General features: G+C 48.1%; 18 protein-coding genes and 1 other RNA gene. 7 read left to right on the top strand and 12 right to left on the bottom strand.

The genetic code is table 11. The features are described 5' to 3' along the window. Nucleotides 1-115 precede the first annotated feature (115 nt). Nucleotides 116-504, bottom strand: an RNA gene (gene rnpB, locus ACFVS2_RS00495) — RNase P RNA component class B. A 115-nt stretch (nucleotides 505-619) separates the two neighbouring features. Between rnpB and ACFVS2_RS00490 the strand changes: the two genes are divergently transcribed. Next, nucleotides 620-928 (top strand): iron-sulfur cluster biosynthesis family protein, encoded by a 309-nt coding sequence (locus tag ACFVS2_RS00490; protein WP_173620828.1) that lies wholly within the window; start codon nucleotides 620-622, stop codon nucleotides 926-928. 13 nt (nucleotides 929-941) lie between these two features. Then, the gene (locus tag ACFVS2_RS00485) at nucleotides 942-1,475 is read left to right on the top strand and encodes a gamma carbonic anhydrase (protein ID WP_007724325.1); all 534 of its coding nucleotides are present in this window, start codon (nucleotides 942-944) and stop codon (nucleotides 1,473-1,475) included. Nucleotides 1,476-1,530: 55 nt separating this feature from the next. Here the strand turns inward: ACFVS2_RS00485 and ACFVS2_RS00480 are convergent, their stop codons facing one another. Next, entirely contained in the window at nucleotides 1,531-2,250 is a 720-nt protein-coding gene (locus ACFVS2_RS00480; RefSeq protein WP_390229712.1) for a class I SAM-dependent methyltransferase, read from the bottom strand. Between the two features lie 164 nt (nucleotides 2,251-2,414). After that, nucleotides 2,415-3,098 carry a DUF1385 domain-containing protein gene (locus ACFVS2_RS00475; RefSeq protein ID WP_390229709.1) on the bottom strand — a complete coding sequence of 228 codons (684 nt, stop codon included), beginning with the start codon at nucleotides 3,096-3,098 and terminating at the stop codon, nucleotides 2,415-2,417. Nucleotides 3,099-3,176: 78 nt separating this feature from the next. On the opposite strand from ACFVS2_RS00475, the gene yfkAB reads away from it, so the two are divergent. Next, the gene (yfkAB, locus tag ACFVS2_RS00470; RefSeq protein ID WP_173620831.1) at nucleotides 3,177-4,292 is read left to right on the top strand and encodes a radical SAM/CxCxxxxC motif protein YfkAB; all 1,116 of its coding nucleotides are present in this window, start codon (nucleotides 3,177-3,179) and stop codon (nucleotides 4,290-4,292) included. Nucleotides 4,293-4,323: 31 nt separating this feature from the next. After that, a complete protein-coding gene (locus ACFVS2_RS00465; protein WP_007724320.1) occupies nucleotides 4,324-4,578 on the top strand; it encodes an alpha/beta-type small acid-soluble spore protein in 255 nt (84 codons plus the stop codon). 2 nt (nucleotides 4,579-4,580) lie between these two features. On the opposite strand, the gene ACFVS2_RS00460 is transcribed toward ACFVS2_RS00465, so the two are convergent. The 5 genes from ACFVS2_RS00460 to ACFVS2_RS00440 all read right to left on the bottom strand — a co-directional run bounded on the left by ACFVS2_RS00460 (nucleotide 4,581) and on the right by ACFVS2_RS00440 (nucleotide 9,874). Then, nucleotides 4,581-5,990 (bottom strand): MDR family MFS transporter, encoded by a 1,410-nt coding sequence (locus ACFVS2_RS00460; RefSeq protein WP_390229705.1) that lies wholly within the window; start codon nucleotides 5,988-5,990, stop codon nucleotides 4,581-4,583. A gap of 182 nt (nucleotides 5,991-6,172) precedes the next feature. Then, on the bottom strand, nucleotides 6,173-6,361 hold the full coding sequence (locus ACFVS2_RS00455) for a hypothetical protein (RefSeq protein ID WP_007724315.1): 189 nt from the start codon (nucleotides 6,359-6,361) through the stop codon (nucleotides 6,173-6,175). A 100-nt stretch (nucleotides 6,362-6,461) separates the two neighbouring features. After that, nucleotides 6,462-6,803, bottom strand: coding sequence for a LysM peptidoglycan-binding domain-containing protein (locus ACFVS2_RS00450; RefSeq protein ID WP_007724314.1), 342 nt, complete (start codon nucleotides 6,801-6,803; stop codon nucleotides 6,462-6,464). Between the two features lie 150 nt (nucleotides 6,804-6,953). Continuing rightward, on the bottom strand, nucleotides 6,954-8,174 hold the full coding sequence (locus tag ACFVS2_RS00445; protein WP_390229700.1) for a metal-dependent hydrolase family protein: 1,221 nt from the start codon (nucleotides 8,172-8,174) through the stop codon (nucleotides 6,954-6,956). Nucleotides 8,175-8,338: 164 nt separating this feature from the next. After that, on the bottom strand, nucleotides 8,339-9,874 hold the full coding sequence (locus ACFVS2_RS00440) for a fumarate hydratase (RefSeq protein WP_390229697.1): 1,536 nt from the start codon (nucleotides 9,872-9,874) through the stop codon (nucleotides 8,339-8,341). Nucleotides 9,875-10,056: 182 nt separating this feature from the next. Between ACFVS2_RS00440 and ACFVS2_RS00435 the strand changes: the two genes are divergently transcribed. From ACFVS2_RS00435 to ACFVS2_RS00425, 3 genes are all read left to right on the top strand, one after another. Continuing rightward, nucleotides 10,057-12,015, top strand: a complete 1,959-nt coding sequence (locus ACFVS2_RS00435; RefSeq protein WP_390229694.1) for a beta-propeller domain-containing protein — start codon at nucleotides 10,057-10,059, stop codon at nucleotides 12,013-12,015. 80 nt (nucleotides 12,016-12,095) lie between these two features. Beyond that, entirely contained in the window at nucleotides 12,096-12,782 is a 687-nt protein-coding gene (locus ACFVS2_RS00430) for a tetratricopeptide repeat protein (RefSeq protein WP_390229691.1), read from the top strand. 108 nt (nucleotides 12,783-12,890) lie between these two features. After that, nucleotides 12,891-13,538, top strand: a complete 648-nt coding sequence (locus ACFVS2_RS00425) for a SurA N-terminal domain-containing protein (RefSeq protein WP_390229688.1) — start codon at nucleotides 12,891-12,893, stop codon at nucleotides 13,536-13,538. A 53-nt stretch (nucleotides 13,539-13,591) separates the two neighbouring features. On the opposite strand, the gene ACFVS2_RS00420 is transcribed toward ACFVS2_RS00425, so the two are convergent. From ACFVS2_RS00420 to ACFVS2_RS00405, 4 genes are all read right to left on the bottom strand, one after another. Continuing rightward, nucleotides 13,592-14,281 carry an MBL fold metallo-hydrolase gene (locus ACFVS2_RS00420; RefSeq protein ID WP_390229685.1) on the bottom strand — a complete coding sequence of 230 codons (690 nt, stop codon included), beginning with the start codon at nucleotides 14,279-14,281 and terminating at the stop codon, nucleotides 13,592-13,594. A 99-nt stretch (nucleotides 14,282-14,380) separates the two neighbouring features. Continuing rightward, complete coding sequence (locus ACFVS2_RS00415) at nucleotides 14,381-15,169, bottom strand: ABC transporter ATP-binding protein (protein ID WP_390229683.1); 789 nt, start codon at nucleotides 15,167-15,169, stop codon at nucleotides 14,381-14,383. Nucleotides 15,170-15,262: 93 nt separating this feature from the next. Then, nucleotides 15,263-15,700 (bottom strand): hypothetical protein, encoded by a 438-nt coding sequence (locus tag ACFVS2_RS00410; protein WP_048032367.1) that lies wholly within the window; start codon nucleotides 15,698-15,700, stop codon nucleotides 15,263-15,265. Then, on the bottom strand, nucleotides 15,697-16,527 hold the full coding sequence (locus ACFVS2_RS00405) for a DUF3100 domain-containing protein (RefSeq protein ID WP_173620841.1): 831 nt from the start codon (nucleotides 16,525-16,527) through the stop codon (nucleotides 15,697-15,699). Before ACFVS2_RS00405 ends, ACFVS2_RS00410 begins: the two co-directional genes overlap by 4 nt. Between the last annotated feature and the right edge of the window lie 19 nt (nucleotides 16,528-16,546).

Here is a 16,546-nt window from a genome sequence, read left to right as displayed (position 1 = left end):
GTAAATCATTCCACTGTTCTTCAACATTGATAGGTAGCGGGTTCACGATATTTCGGAGAACGTAAAAAAACCACCTGAGATCTCAGGTGGTTTTACGTTTCATTCCAGCAGGAAATGCTATAAGCCAGGTTCTGTCTCTCCCGTGCTTCAAGCGGGGCAATCCCTCGCACCAAGAGCGGTAGCCATCTATCTATGGCATCCGAAGATACCATCCGTCCTTTCCGTTTGATTCCTTCAGGACGGTTCCCCTACCTAATTTGGGTTTCTCGCTCGCAGGGTTTACCGCGTTCCATCTTTTCTGTCGCCAGAAAAGCTACGTTTCTGTGGCACTTTCAGCGTACTCGGGCCTCAGAGAGAGCCCTTTCCACGCCGTCAGCAAGGCTTGCACCTCACTGCCCTGGCTTGCACCAGGTACGAACACTCCAGGCATCTCAGCCTGGGCGAGCCTGGACTTTCCTCTACCGCCAATCGTCGAAACGATTGCGGCAGCGACTACCCACATTTCCTGCACATCAGAATCAGTAACATTTACTCTATCACATGCCTCCTACATGGTCAACAAGCAGGATTTGGAAGGTCCATTTGTAGTACAATAGAATGGCTACGAGGAGGTATGACGATGATAACCATTACTCCAACTGCGGCAGTACGTCTTGCACAAATGATCGCGGAAGAAGCGGATGCTGAACAGCTCGGAATCAGACTCGTCCCGACTACGACGGGTTGTGGTAGCTATACATATAGCATCGCCATTACGGAAGCGGACAAACACGATATTGCCCAAGATATTAGTGGGATTCATTTCTTTTATCAAACGCATGAGATAGACAAGCTTTCCGGGACAGTCATCGACTGCGATCCTGCAACTGGTCGCTTCTCCATTTTCCATCCGCGCCCGATGCAAACAGATTGCTCGCTTACTCATTGATTAGGAGGATACTATGCTGCTCTTATCATTTGAAAACATCAAACCGAAGATTCACCCTACTGTTTTCCTGGCAAAAGGCTCCGTCGTTTCTGGCGATGTCGAAATCGGCGAGGATTCTTCTATTTGGTACAACACTGTGATCCGTGGGGACATCGCTCCGACCGTCATTGGAAAACGCGTCAGTGTGCAAGACAACAGCACCCTGCATCAAAGTCCGAACAACCCGTTGATCCTCGAAGACGAGGTGACCGTTGGACATAATGCCGTTTTACATAGCTGCGTGGTACGTCGCGGCGCATTGATCGGAATGGGCGCGATTGTTTTGGATCGTGCGGAAATCGGGGAAGAAGCGATGGTCGCTGCGGGTGCACTCGTTCCTCCAGGCATGAAGGTGCCACCTCGCTCGCTCGTTGTCGGAAATCCAGCGAAAGTAAAACGCGAACTCAACGAGGCTGACTTGAAAGAATTCGTACGCATTCGCCAATCGTATGTGGATAAAGGCAAGATGTATCGCCAACTGGAAGAAAGCCCGCTAGAACGGGAATAGGAAAAGGAACAGGGAGGTCGAAGGCGCATGGGCACCTTCTATCCTCCCTGTTTTTTTATGATTTGCGAATCTCCAAATAATGCGTAGCGCCCACTAGAAACCGAAAGCTCGTCGGCTGCAAACTGGCTGTGTGGCCGAACCGTTGTATTTCTTCCATGAGCTGTGGCAGCATGCTAGATGGTTTGGTATCCAATCCGATTAATGGATAGAGTTTGATTCGACCGCCAGGCTGACAAACACGCAACAATTCCTTGATCGCGTCCAGGTGAAATTGCTCATCGAACTGTTGCTGGTACAAAAACAAAAAATGACTGCCAAGCACCAGTGAAAATTGATCGTTTGCAAAAGGCAATTCCGGTAGCAAGCCTGCGACGTATCTTTTACCGATGCCTTTATCGGCACGATAAGCGGCAACGAATTGCTCCAGTGACCTTTCTCTGTTTTGCTGATGCTGGCCAAGCGAGCCGTAATATTCCCAATGAAGGGTGTGTGCGATTCCAGCCAGCTTTTGCGTCGATTCCTCGATCTCTCGCTTCCCCTTCGTGTAAATCTCTTCGGGCTTCATTCGATAAAGCGGATCGACTGCCATTGCCTCTCGTCCTTGTTGACATGCCTCCGCTGTAAAGGAGGACGCTCCTGCCCCGACGTCCAAGATCGGTCCCATCGCCAAGATTTCGTCCGTGAGCGAAAACATATCCACATACTCTTGATAGGAACGGCATGTCATTGCCACTCCGACTTGCTCGTACACCCCTACATCCTGTTCTTTTCTCATCTCGACTCAGCTCCCCTCATCTCATATTCCTCCATCCCTTTTCAAAGAAAAAGGATCGAGTTGAGCAAATATTACTAAAATACTTTTCAGGATTCAATGACGCTACCGACCTGTGCATGGAACAAAAAAAGCGGCGTATCCATAGTGGAAACACCGCTTTTTCCTTATGAAGCATTCTGCAATCGATCCACCTTGCGAATGTGCTCAAAAAGCATATACGAGCGGATCGCTGTCTCTAGATGAAGCCGATCCGGTTCTTTAGTCGTGCTGTACTTTTGAAAGAAAGCCGACAGCTTGTAAAGAAAACCAAAATATTTACGCACGTAGCGATCCCCTAGCATGCCAACAAGCAGTCCTGCTACCCCACATGCGACGCTCCATTCTAAGGGTAAAAAGAATACAGACAAAATGAACCCCGTAAAAAACCACACGACCAGATTCGTCGAGCAACCGTCATTCACGATATTTGCCCGTTGAATCTCTTTGAGTGCTGCTAGCGACTTCTTGCCCCCATAGCTAAATACTTTATGTTCTGCACCGTGAAATTTTTTCATCATTTTCGGAAAAACGAAGTGAAAGCCTGCGATGTATACAGCTACCCACATCGGATCGATGATGGCCCAGTCAGGCTTCACGATCGCTGCCAGTACATAACCAGCAAGCAGGAGGTGAAACAATTGATAGTACCACGGAAAGGAGAAAAATATTCGATACCAGAGCTTCCCGATCGTTTTCAATGTGATTTTTTCCGCCCACATATGAATCACGCCGTCTTTTACTTCCGCGCAAGCCAGCACATTTCGATCATGAAAAAGCACACCGCGTCCAAAAGACATCCCCATAATCATCTCGTTAGCTATTCTCCTTCCGCCCTAATGTCGTTATAATAGGTTGAGTTGTACGCAGAATGAAGGAGGTTTCCACAATTGATCCGCATGGTTCCAACTACACCACTAACACCTTTACACGATCCATGGGAGCCGTTGTTCAATGCTACACCCCCCGCCTATAAACTTACCAGCGTCGAGTTTACTGTAACGAATCTGTGCAATCTCCGCTGTGAGCATTGCGCGGTTGGTGATACATTGCGATACAAAGACGATCCCGCTCTCCCTGTTGATCTCATACTCCGTCGTCTCGATGAAGCAAAAGATCTGCTTACTATCAGTATAACAGGCGGAGAACCGATGTACAGCGAGCGCACCGTGAAAACTGTGATCGCGCCTATTCTACAATATGCAGCAGATCGTGGGCTGCGGACGCAAATCAACTCCAACATGTCCATGCCGTTTTCTCGGTATGAGTTGATCCTGCCTTACATCGACGTCATGCATATTTCATGGAACTGGTCTACCCCCGAAGAATTCCATGATATTGTTTACGCAAAAGCACGGCAGCCGGTTTCAATCAAAAGAGCGGAAGCACAGTTTCAAGAGATGATGGAAAATGTTCGCAAGCTCTCAGAAGCAGGTGTATTTGTCTCAGCCGAAACGATGCTGAATCATCGCACATGGACAAAGCTCGATACGCTCCACCGTCAGATTCAGGAGATGGGAAGCAAGCGACATGAGGTACACCCGATGTACGCGAGTGATTTTGCCCGTGATCTGGATGTACTTTCACTCGATGAGCTCCGTCAAGCCATTCATCGGATGCTCGATGTACGCAATGAAGATTTGTGGATGCTTTTCGGGACGCTTCCGTTTTTCGCTTGTAGTCCTGAAGCAGCAGACAGGGAATTGATCAGCAGACTGCGCTCTGCGAAAAATGTGACGACTCGCAATGATCCAGATGGTCGCAATCGTCTTAACATCAACATTTTCACAGGCGATGTCATCGTGACCGATTTCGGTGATGTAGAGCCATTGGGCAATATTCAAACCGATCAGCTCCAGTCGATGTTTGAAAAATGGCAGGAACACACGCTGAATCAGAAAATCAATTGCTTCTGCCCCGCTGCTGGATGTGCAGGACCAAACCTGCTCGTTGCTAATACTTACTATCAGGAGACTGATTTTACTCTGCGCAAAGCACTCGTCTAATTGGGCACACTAGGGCGTGAGGTGATCTACCATGAGCAGACGCAAACGCCCTCTCGTCCCCGAGGCGAGAAAAGGACTGGACGCCCTAAAAGCGCAGGTTGCACACGTTGCTGATCCCGCGCAGGCCAAATTCGAGGTCGCAGAAGAAATTCATGTGCCGTTGCAGCCCGGCTACAATGGACAATTAACCTCTCACGATGCTGGTCGAATCGGAGGACGCTTGGGCGGCAGTATGGTCAGAGAGATGGTTCGGATGGCAATGGAAGGTATGAATAAAAAACCGTGATTCTATTGTTTGGGAACCCCGCTATTTGATGTATGCGAATGGCGGGGTTCTTTGTCGAGCAATCGAGTATTGCCGAGTAGGACACTGGCTATCAAACTGATTCCAATCAGAATCAATCCAGTGATAAAGACGCCGTGCATAGCTTCACTAAGCACCATTCCTCCCTGCATCCGCCCTTCTACAATGGTCCCAAACACACTAATACCAATCGTCCCCCCAATGGAACGAAACAATTGCGATGTCGACATAGCAACGCCCCGATCTTGCGGTTTTACAGCGCTGTGTGCTGCTGTACCGAGTGCCGGATAGATTGCCCCCATGCCTAGACCTGTGACAATCATGTAGCTTACGAGCTGTGCGTTGGTTGTCTCTACATCCATCGTGCTTAGAAGGAAAAAGCCTGTCGCCATGATGAGTAAGCTGGGAATCAGAATCGCCCGAAATGAAGCTTTTGCCATCCATCTTCCCCCAACCGTCGAAGAAATCGCTGCGGACAGCATGAGAGGAACTAAAAGGAATCCAGCTTCTGAGGGGCTCGCACCGCGTACCCCTTGGACGAACAGAGGGATGTATCCAATTGCACCGAACAAAGCGGCACTCACAAAGAATCCAACGAGATTGCCATAGCCAATGGCCGGGATGCGAAATAGGGAAAGCGGAAGCAGGGGTTCCTTTGCTTTCGTTTCAACCCAGATGAACAAACCGAGAAGTAAGATACCCACTCCCCCTAACCCGATCTTGTATTCCCTCCCCTCCATAACAAGGGACAGCAGGATGAGAATGATGGCTGTACTCAAGCTAGTCGCCCCATACCAATCAATCACAGGCTTCTTATCGTAGTGCCGCTGATCACGAAAGACTAGGGCAATAATCAAAAACGCAGCGATACCTATAGGAAGGTTTATAAAGAAGATCCATCCCCACGGCAGATGCTCCACGAGAATTCCTCCCAACGAGGGACCGAGTATACTCGTCATGGCAAAGACAGCTCCGAAAAGGCCTTGAAATTTGCCTCTCTTTTCGGGTGGATACAGTTCACCCACAATGATGAAAGCAACCGGCATTAATGCCCCAGCGCCCAACCCTTGAACTCCTCTCGCTACAATAAGACTCGTCATGGAATTCGCCATGCCGCACAGGAGAGATCCCACGAGAAACAGAAACAAACCGATCACATACATTTTTCTTGGTCCAAACAAGTCCGCCATTTTCCCATAGATGGGCATGCTCGTGGTCGCTGTAAGCATATAAATGGCGAACACCCAGCTATAAAGCGATAGACCTCCCAGCTCTTTGGTAATTGTCGGCATGGCTGTTGATACAATCGTCTGATCCAACGATGACAAGATTAGCCCCATCAGCACTCCACCCGTAACCAAGCCTACGCGGCGCTTTTCCTTTTCCATCTCCATCCCACTCCCCTTTTTGAAGTCAGTTGATAACAGCTCCAAAAATATAAGGGATTTTTTAGAAAAAGAGTAGACTTTTTCTTTCTGATGAGTTATTCTGATGATAGTGTCTGCCCATAAGAATTATGAGTGAATTATAAATAAAAACCGCCTCCATTATGGACGCGGTTTTTTTGTTTTGCCATTCATCTCAGCTTGTCGAGCTTTTTGGCACTTGCCTTACGAGGTCCAAGCATCGCCTTTCCTATGTCGCCCACTTTGTTTACAGAGTCAAAAACTTGGTCGATCACATCCACCAGTTCCCGAATCTGCACCACTTTTCCATAGACGCCCATGAAATGGTGTCGGACGTTTTTTCCATTTAACCCCAGCATGGCCGCACCTCCTCTTAATCCTCTCGTATCACTTTATGCAGGATCGGGCGAAGAGGAAATTGCAAAGTGTGGAAAAATATTCGACCCTCTATCCTGCTGCTTAGCGTGGACGAGGCGTGCCGGTCGGACGTGGGCGCGGAGGTTGTGTCGGCGTAATGGCCCGCTCCAGACGAGTGACACGGTTCTCCAACCGATCTACTCGATTATCCAGCCTCCGAAAGTCTTCGCGAAGCGCATCTACTCGATTCTCCAGTCGATTCAAACGACGCTCGACATCTCCACCAGGAGCTGGTGTCGGAGTAATCGGAATGTACAAATTTTGACCAACGTAAATGTAGTAGGGATAGGCGATATTATTCACGCGGATCAATTCCTGAACGGATACACCAAAACGAGCCGCAATGCTGTTCAGCGTATCTCCCGAACGGACTACATAGTTCACGAATCTCACTCCTTTTTTCTGTGATCATTCGTTATTAACCTATGCCCGCCCTGGTACACGCGCAATAAACCAATACCCATTTTGGCAAAAAATAGTCAAACACCCAGTACAAACGCCGTTACAAACCTGAAAGAGCAAGGCTCAGCCCCATCAACACTTTGAATAGACAGTCACACCCTCAAGAAACACTTCCTCTACTTGCTTCAATACCTCTATCTCTTGTAATGGATCTCCTTTTACCACAAGCAAATCAGCAAAATAACCTGGCGCTAACGTACCGATCTTACTCCCTTGGTCCAGCACCTCAGCAGCATTTTGGGTAGCAGCCTGGATCGCACGAATTGGCTCCATCCCCAGCTCCACCATCAGCTTGATCTCTTCTGCCACAGGGGTAATCGGATAGCCTTCCAATACGATATCCGTACCCGTAGCGATCTTTACGCCTGTATTCATCAATTGTACGAAGTTCTCCCGGTACGCCTTTTCCGATTCGATGAAAAAGGCTCCCTGCTCAATAAGCCCTTCGCTCAATATGCCTTGATTCGCCTGTTGGTGCTCATTCCAAATATGTTTGTAATAATCAGCAATCTGGAAAAAGGTGATCATGGTCGGTACCCATACCAGTCCTTTTTCTTTCATCTGTTCTGCCTGTTCGACGGTCATAAATGTTGCGTGCTCGATCGTATCAAATCCCGCATCAATCGCCATCTGGATCGCAGGTTGGGTCGAGGCATGGACACAGCATTTCCGTCCCAAGCGATGCGATTCATCAACCGCCGCATCCAGCTCCTCTTGTGTGAACTCCGGCGTTGGTGTACGATGGCTCGTCATGAGCTTGATCCAGTCCGCTCCAGCTCTCACTTGTTCACGCACAGCTGTCCGCACGTCCCACGGACCATTTGCTTCTCGCAGGGCACCCTCTAATTGCCAACCGTGCCCCCCGGTCATAATAATCCCTTGGTTTACCTGAAAAAGACGAGGGGAAACAATGAACTTGTTCTTGGCTGCCATCTTCAGCGTACTGCACAATCCATCCGGTGCTGCTACATCGCGAATCGTCGTGACCCCCAAGGAAAGTGCCTCTTTCAAGTTCGCTGTCGCAAGTAAAGCCACGAGTCCATCGTTGTTGCGATACTCAGCCGAGTCTGGTTTGCTCCACCAATACCCGATATGAACATGTAAATCGATCAAGCCTGGCAAAATGGAGCATCCGGTGTACCGCTTTACCTCTCCCTCCGAAATGGAATCCGTAAGCTCCGATTCTTTCCCTATTGCTACAATCTTTCCTCGCTCATCAATCCCAACAGCGCCTTGTTCGATTACATGCTCTCCATCTCCGATAATGACGCGATCAGCAATCAACCATTTCATTCCTGTCCCCCCTGTCAAAAATGAAAATCCATCTGTCCGCAATCCTAGTTAGTCCCTCGAAAGTTCATCATGCATCCGACCTTTTCCTCCCTGTTTCTTTGCCTCGTAAAAAATAAAAAACCTCCGGCCACACATAAGTGCGCCAGAGGTTTTCCCTTTATACCTTATTTAAATACAGGTGCAGCAAATTGAGCCAGTTTCTCAGCGGACGTTTTCTCGACATCCGCATGCAAGCTGTTGCCGTGCGCATCCATCGTTACGATAGCCGCGAAGCCGTTCACTTGCAAGTGCCACATTGCTTCTGGAATACCGAATTCCATGAAGTCAACACCGTTTACTTTTTTGATGCAGCGTGCATAGTATTGAGCTGCCCCACCAATTGCATTGAGGTAAACAGCGCCATGCTCATTCAATGCTTTCAGTGTTTTCGCACCCATTCCGCCTTTTCCGATAACGGCACGGATTCCGAATTTCTTGATGATTTCGCCTTGGTACGGCTCCTCACGAATGGAGGTAGTCGGACCAGCCGCTTTTACATGCCATTCGCCCTCTTGATCCTTCAGCATTACTGGACCGCAATGGTAGATGATGCCACCATTCATGTCCACTGGACAGTCATGATCCATCAGGTAGCTATGCAGCGCGTCGCGTCCTGTGTGCATTTCGCCGTTGATGATAACCACATCGCCCACTTTCAGGCTGCGGATTTGTTCTTCCGTGATCGGCGCTTGAAGAACCACTTCACGAGGTTCATCGTCTGTTTCGTCCGAAGCTGCTACTGGCGTCAAGTCCATCGCCACTTCTTCATCTTTATACAGATAACGAAGGATTTCGCCAGTATCCGGGTTCAGGCGAACTCCTTGACGGCGGAATGCCCAGCAGTTGTATGCAACGGATACGAAGAAGCTCGCTGGCAGGCGGTTTTCCACGCCGATTTTACAGCCCAAGAGGGTAGCGTTTCCGCCAAAGCCCATGGTTCCGATTCCGAGTTGGTTTGCTGTTTCCATGATGTAGTCTTCTAATGCAGCCAGATCAGCAATTGGATTGACATCGTCCACTTTGCGGAACAATTGATGCTTCGCCAGTGCATAACCGGAAGTGCGATCGCCACCGATTCCTACGCCGATGAAGCCGGCACTACAGCCTTGTCCTTGCGCTTGGTATACCGCGTGCAGAATGCACTTGCGAATGCCATCCAGGTTGCGGCCCACTTTGCCCAGGCCTTCGAGCTCACAGGGCAGGGAGTATTGGATGTTCTTGTTCTCACAGCCGCCGCCTTTGAGAATCAGCTTGATTTCGATTTCATTCTCTTCCCATTGCTCGAAGTGAATGACAGGAGTACCTGGTCCGAGGTTGTCCCCTGTGTTTGCACCCGTCAAGGAATCTACAGAGTTGGAACGCAGCTTACCTGTTTTGGTTGCTTCTGCAATCATTTCTTTGATTGCTTGTTTAATGATCAGTTGGTTAACTCCAACCGGCGTTTTCACTTCGAATGTAGGCATACCCGTATCTTGACAGATCGGAGAAACATTTTCTTCTGCCATGACGACGTTTTGCGCAATCGTAGACAAAGACAGCGCTGCACGAGTGCCAAGATCCTCGTTCACTTTAGCTGCATTGACGGCACGACGCACATCTGGTGGTAGATTCGTAGAAGTATCCGTGATCAGTTCCAGAATGCTTTGCTTCAAGTTTTCCATCTATGACGCCCCTTTTGACGTAGTGGTGTAAATGGTAGCATAAACCGCCTATTATTATAGCACACGCTCCCCCACCTGTCCGTAGATTGCTGCCCAAAGAGTGTGTGAAACATTCCGTTAATATGCATCGTCTTACTACCGACAGCAAATTTTGGCAAGAAGCAGATATGAGGGGGATCAAAATGAAAAGAACATTTGCCGGGCTTCTCGCATCCGTGATGGTGGTGGCCGCTATACCCTTCCTGTTCACGACGGGTACAATCGCGGAGCCAACCGTTCAAGCCGCATCTACAGAAGAGTTGCCAGTAGTCGGTTCCTATGCGAGGCTAAAAAAGCTCATCCAATCATCAGACCTGGACAGCTATCATTACGCCACCATGGAAACGAGTACCGCTATGCCAGTAGCAGCACCCAGCACAGCCAATAAAGTAGCGGACACATCTAGCGGCTCTGTTCGCGGTGATTTTTCCACAACGAACACACAAGTGCAGGGCGTCGATGAAGCAGATATCGTAAAATCAGACGGCACTTATCTTTATCAATCCACGCAAAATGAAGTGCGCATCATCAAAGCGTATCCAGCCACCGAGATGAAGGTCTCAAGCCGTATCAGCTATGACAATGGAAAATTCGTACCGCAAGAAATGTATGTAGACGAACGCAGACTCATCGTAATCGGGCAAGCGGATGAGACGATCTCCTATCCTCCTGGTCCTGCTTCCAAAAGAGGCATCCCCCGTTTCCAAGGCATGCAGTCCGTGAAAACCATGATCTACGATATTACGGACAAAAAACAACCTCGGCTCATTCGTCAATTGGAGCTGGAAGGCCAGTACATGTCGTCCCGCAAAATCGGCGCGAGCTTGTACGTGACAACCAACCATTACATGGATACGTATCGTATCATGCAAGAGAAAGCAGAAGTGCCAGGTCCAACGTATAAAGACAGCGCCCATCATAACCAATACCAAACCATTCCGTACAGCGAGATTCGTTACTTCCCGGATCACTTTCGTCCAGAATATTTGATCGTCGCTGGCGTGAATCTGGATGACGCGAAACAAAAGATGTCACTGAATACGTATCTTGGTGCTGGCGAGAACATCTATGCATCCACCAAAAATCTGTATGTAGCAGTCACCCAGAACAATGCCCAGCCAGTAGCCGTTAAGCAAAAAGGAGTGACAACTCCTTTGATTGCACCTCCCATTGAGTCAGATACAACCATTTACCGTTTTGCCATGAACAAGGGAGACATTCGGTATACAGGAAAAGGGTCGGTGCCTGGACGCATTCTGAACCAGTTTTCCATGGATGAAAACGACGGTTATTTCCGAATTGCCACCACGAGCGGTGACATGTGGCGAGACGATGAGCTTACGTCAAAAAACAACTTGTATGTTCTGGACAACAAACTCGAGGTATTTGGCAAGCTGGAAGGCATCGCTCCAGGAGAACGCATTTACTCTGTCCGTTTCATGGGAGATCGTGCCTACATGGTCACCTTCAAAAAAGTCGACCCGCTGTTCGTTCTCGATCTGAAGAAGCCTTCTGCTCCAAGCGTACTAGGTGCCCTCAAAATTCCAGGTTACAGCGACTATTTACACCCGTATGATGAAAACCATATCATCGGTTTTGGCAAAGAAGCAGAATCAGATAAAGACTGGGCGTACTACCAAGGGATGAAAATTGCCCTCTTTGACGTCAGTGATGTAACCAAACCGAAGGAAAAGTTCAAGACTGTTATCGGGGACAGAGGAACGGACTCCGAGCTGTTGCGCAATCACAAGGCTCTGCTGTTCTCCAAAGAAAAAAATCTGCTAGCCTTCCCTGTATCCGTTCACGAACGTACGGCTGAACAAAAAGCAAAAAACGATATGCGCGAGTACGGCCACTTTACTTTCCAAGGTGCCTATGTATATCAGCTCGATCTGAAAAAAGGTTTTCAACTGACAGATCAGATCACCCATCTGTCGAAGGAAGATGTCGCGAAAGCAGGCGAAGGCTGGTACGACAGCTCCAGTAATATTAAACGGATACTCACGATTGGCGACACGCTCTATACCGTTTCCGACGATTATGTCAAAACGCAGCAACTCTCTTCCCCCCAAAAAGAGAATATCTTGCCATTGACGAAATAGCGGTAATGCTCTGTCATGCGGACAGGTTCTGTGCTAAGATGGGGTAATAGATGCAGCGTAAATAGAGAGGGTGTCACTACGTGGAGTATTTGAGTTTTAATTTGACATCAACGCTGGCAGGGATTGCGGCTGTGCTGCTGGTTATGTTTATTCGCCTGCACTGGCCCTTCCGCTTTCAGTACATGGCCAATCTTTTCAAACGACGTTTGAATATTCGATTGCGCTGGCTGGAGGCTTCCTATCGGAAGAACCGTTCCCGTGCTGTCGCTATGCTGGATAAATCAACCCATGAGATCATGCTTGGCAATTATGAAATGGCCGAAAAATATATCGTTCAAGGAATCAACGTTTGCAAAGAACGACCAACGTTATTCAATCAAGCGATGATTCACTACTTGTTTTACAACCTGGCGATCGTTTACTATTCATCCGAACGATACAACGAATCATTGGAAGTGGCGTTTCGTATTTACCAGCGTGATCAAGGAATGACTGATTCCTTAGCTCTTATTGCATGCTCGCACGCCCGCCTGGGTGAAGTAGAGAGTGCGATAGAAGCTTACCAGCTGATCGCAAGCAAACGATCGGCAAAAGACTGGAGGCTCTTCTGCTTGGCAGAGATTGAAGCTGCCAAAGGAAATTACGAGCGAGCCCTCTCCCATCTGAAGCAATTGATGGACAAATCAGCCAGTCTTTTGCATCTGAATCACACCGTACTGGAAAAACGCTTGGAAGAGTGGAAAAAAGCCTCTACACAAGCCAGCTAATCGATTGACGACCGCACATTGCTTTATGTGTGCGGTTTTTATTTTCCGGTCTCCGTAACGCTGCTCTATACACAGTCGTATTACTATCAAGAAAGTGAGGTATTTTTCATGAAAAAATTCAATGTATCTATACTTGCTGCCTCAGCACTTGTACTCGGTCTCGCTGTAGCGGGCTGTACACCTGGAAAAGATTCTGCTTTCTCTGCGGATAACCCTGTTGCCAAAATAGGTAATGTGACGATCACTCAAGAACAAATGTACGACAAGTTGAAAAAAGATGCTGGTAAGCGTGTCATGGCTGATATCATCACCTTGGAGCTGTACAAGCAGGAAGGCGCTGCACAAGGAGTCACTGTAACTGATCAAGAACTCGATGCGCGTGTGAACCCAGTTAAAGAAAAAATGGGATCACCAGAGAGATTCCAACAGTATTTGGATGATAAGCAAATGACTGAGCAAGAGCTCCGTGAAGGCGTGCGTGCTGTCATGCTGCGGGACAAGCTGTTCGAGAAGGCTAATCCGATCACTGAAGAACAAATCAAAGAATACTATGAGAAAAACAAAGATAAGTTCGAGGGAACACTCGAAGAAGTTCGCCCGCAAGTGACAGAAAAAGTAAAAGACAGACACAAACGCAAAAATATAGATAAATGGATCGATGAATTGTATAAGAAGCATAATGTCCAAATCCTGGATAAAGATTTAGAAAAAGAAAAAGAAGTGGAAGAAGAAGAAACAACAACTTCCAGCAAGTAATGCAAAAAGACTTGTGCAAGCCGGCAGTACGCGGCACACAAGTCTTTTTTTCGTTACGAACGGGCAATCGCAATCAACTCTTGCAAAAACACCTTAATTTCGCCTTGAAGAATGGGGCCATGACCAGTCGCTAAATACTCAATGGGCCAATCCTGCAAAATCTCCAAGCCCTCCGTAAACTCCATCGCTCGCTCCGGTTCACGTGCTACCCATTGCTTCAAGTGTTCTTGATAAGCTGTCCGACAGTCCACTTCTCCGCCAACGATTTGGCCGAGTTCTGTGTTTTCAAAGCACAAATGATCGCCGACAAAGCATATTTTCGACTGGGGATCAAAGAAGGCAACTGAGCCTTCTGTATGAAAAGAAAGCTGTCGGAAACGCAGTGAAGGCAGATCGCCCCCACTCCCTGTAAACGTATGGCCGAATAGCGTCTGTGAAAAATCGTCCAGTTCGTAATAATCTTCGAGGTGAATCCAATTGTTTCGAGAAGGGAACATATCGGCATTTCCAATATGATCAGCATGTCGATGAGTGAAGTAGACATATTCCGTTCGCTCTGGCTTGACCCCGATCTCTTCCAACGCCTGTTGAAAAAATGAGCGTTGCTTGCGCTGGTGAGAATCAATCAATACAAAGGCATTCCCTTGTTTGATCACATAGCTGTTCACGTAGCTATTCCACGCTTCCTCATAGGTGATGATCGCCCAGGTGGAGTCTGTGATTGGTGCAATCACATTGTTCATGCCTCCATCTCTCCTCTCCTCCCAGATACCATTTCTTATTGCTATTATACACAATCATGCACAACCGTGCTGACTCGTGCCCAAACTTATCCTACACGATCAAAAAGTCGCCTCTTCGCCTAAGCTTACCCAAGATCTTCCTTGCGAGCGTTGAATGTGAACAGGTACACCGAAAAAGCTTGTCAGACGCTCAGCCGTTAAGACCTCATCTGTTTTTCCAACCTGGTCTACTTCCCCTGCTTTTAGCAGCAAGGTATGCGTGAAGCAAGGCAAAATTTCTTCAATGTGATGGGTGACATAAAGAAGAGTGGGCCCGTTGGGCTGTTTGGCGATTTGTTCAATCATGGCCAACAGCTGTTCTCTTGAAAGCAAGTCCAGTCCAGTGCAAGGCTCGTCTAGGATGAGTAACCGAGGGGAAGCCATCAATGCACGAGCAATCAGCACTTTTTGTCTCTCCCCTTGCGATAAAGCGGCAAAACGTCTGTTTTTCAATGCACGGCATCCAAATGTATCGAGTAAATCCGACGCTTTCTCTACGTCCGCCTCCTCTGGAACGGAATACAAGCCGATGGTTGCCTCCCGTCCACTCAAGACGACACGGAGTGCGGTTTCATGCTCGTGAAGCTGTGCCATCAACGCCGTGCTTACCCAGCCGATTGATTTACGCACCTCGCGTAAGTCGACTGTTCCGTAAAGATTACCTAATACACTGACCTCCCCCTTTGTCGGCCACACATAGCCACAAATGATATTCAACAGACTGGTTTTACCAGAGCCGTTTAAACCAACTAAACACCAATGCTCCCTGTCTTGCACTTGCCAGGCAATGTCTCGCAAAATGGTTGTTTCATCTCTTTGCCAGGTAACCTTTCTCACATCAATGATCATGCTCTCTCCACTCCTGACTCTCACAGTTGTATGTGAAAAGAACCTCCATGGCATATGGAAGCACACGGAGGCCCTAACACAAAAACAGTTTCGTTAAAATTTGCCTTGAATCTTGAATACAATCTCTGCAAACAACGTAGCGAATAGGAACGTACCTGTAAAGACGACGAGAGACACGACTACGATACGCCAGCTAAGCTGTTTGAATAGATGAACGTCTTTTCCGAGTGACAGACCTGCATACGCGAGAATCGGCGTGGCCAATGCAAGCAGATTGATCTTGGCAATCGCAGCAGCCGTATATTCGTTCCCTGGAAAAAACGGGGAGGTCGCAAGCATCGCAAACAAAGAGATCCATACAATGACGGGAGATTTGAACGGGAGAATGCGAGTGAAGCCCATTCCGATCAACGTAATGACCGCCAAGAGCAAAATACCTGGCAAAGATTCCATGAATGGTACTTTATAACCGATCCAGTTACCAATGAGAGCAATGAAGCCAATGATAAAAATCGTCAAGATCTGATTCATGCGCTTTTTCTCCCCCCTTCTGCTGCAGAAGAAGCGCCTTTGCGTCCAATGATAGGCTCAAGCCATGCGTACAGCTTTTGTGTGACCGGCAAGGAGAAGAAGATACATACGTACGTTCCGACGATACTCATCATCAAGTTTGCCGCTCCGGAATAAAAGGCAATGTCTTTTTGCGCTTCCGGGAAAATAACAGCCAATGAGCCTGTTGCTGCTGCCATCATGCTACCGGAACCAACTGCGGCTCCCATCGCCAGAGAAATCGGGTGAAACACCCCGCTGCTTCCTAAAATACTTGCAAGAATCGACATATAAATGGCACCAAACAAGGTTCCGCAAATATATACACCCAGCGCGCCGCGAGCTTCGGCAGAGTTTGCTCCAAACTTATCAACAATGATTGCCAAGTTTGGCTCACGGTCGAGAGAATAAGTAGCCCCAATTGCTTCACGCTTCAGACCTAGCCACAATGCGATTGGTAGACCAAATGCGATTGTCCCTACAATGTGTCCCATCTCTTGGACGATCAAGGATACACCAGAACCGAGCAGCTTAGGCAGCTCAGGACCGATATTGGCTCCCAGCTTCGCAATAAAGATCAAAAACGAAACACCCAAAATATTGGCTGCGACGTTCATTTCTTTTTCACTCAAAAATTTAAACTTAGGCCAGCTAATTGCCCCACCTAAAACGAGCGCGTAGAGCATCGGAAACAGAGCGATAACCCCGATGCCAATACTGATTTTCTTTGTCCCGATAAATTCTGTCAATGCGACGAGAATCAGTACGAGAAAATGCAGCTTGTACTCATTGACGCGTGCCTCTGCCATACAACTTCCCCCTCATTCT

The sequence above is a fragment of the Brevibacillus sp. NPDC058079 genome (assembly GCF_042885155.1).
Classification (GTDB): domain Bacteria; phylum Bacillota; class Bacilli; order Brevibacillales; family Brevibacillaceae; genus Brevibacillus.
Note: the sequence above shows the minus strand (reverse complement) of the source record. Positions and strands in the feature narration are given on the sequence as shown.